Below are 671 nucleotides of genomic sequence, written 5' to 3'. Positions count from 1 at the left end.
TTACTGATATAGGTTATAATATCCAATTCACTTGAGACAGCCTTTAAATAGAAATAACTTTTATTTTGTTGATTTAAAACCTTAGTTTCATCAGCCTTACTCTTAAGTTCAATATTTAAAATACCTTCTTTTGTATATTTTAAGAGATCAAATTCAGGATTAATTTGTTTAATCCTGTAATTTAAATAGAAACCATCAAAATAAGATACACTATTATCGTATAAATGAAGCTCTTGAACAAGCTTCACAATGCCATCTTTTTCAACCTCTTTAATTTCCTCTAAATTGTATTTCTTTTTAATTAACTCTAAAGAAGACTCATCATGACAAGTATTTGCCAAAGTTTTCAGGTTTATAGTATCCATATAGCATTAGCTCCTCTTAAAATTATTTATTTAAGCCTATACAACTGATTCATAACCATTAATATCTTCAAAATTATTTGAGTTCTTGTTTGGTTCTTTACTAATAAATCAAAAATCCATAAAAAATTCACTATTTTAGTTTGTTCTTCAAAAAAGGAACATTAATTTTTAATTCCAGAACACTTTTTGAAATATTAAATCTTGTTAATCCCTAACTTTGACACTATTACAGTCAATTATAATATATAAATGAAACCTAATGTTGTAAATTTTGGTTTTATATACTTTTTTTACCAAATATATATA

1 pseudogene is annotated in these 671 nt (G+C 24.1%); it reads right to left on the bottom strand.

The features are described 5' to 3' along the window. Nucleotides 1-365 (bottom strand): annotated as a pseudogene (locus tag CD111_RS12305) (hypothetical protein); the annotation flags it as partial. Nucleotides 366-671 lie beyond the last annotated feature (306 nt).

This window comes from Mammaliicoccus stepanovicii, from assembly GCF_002902525.1.
In the GTDB taxonomy this organism is placed as follows: domain Bacteria; phylum Bacillota; class Bacilli; order Staphylococcales; family Staphylococcaceae; genus Mammaliicoccus; species Mammaliicoccus stepanovicii.
The sequence above is the reverse complement of the archived record's forward strand: the minus strand, read 5'-3'. Positions and strand labels throughout refer to the sequence as shown.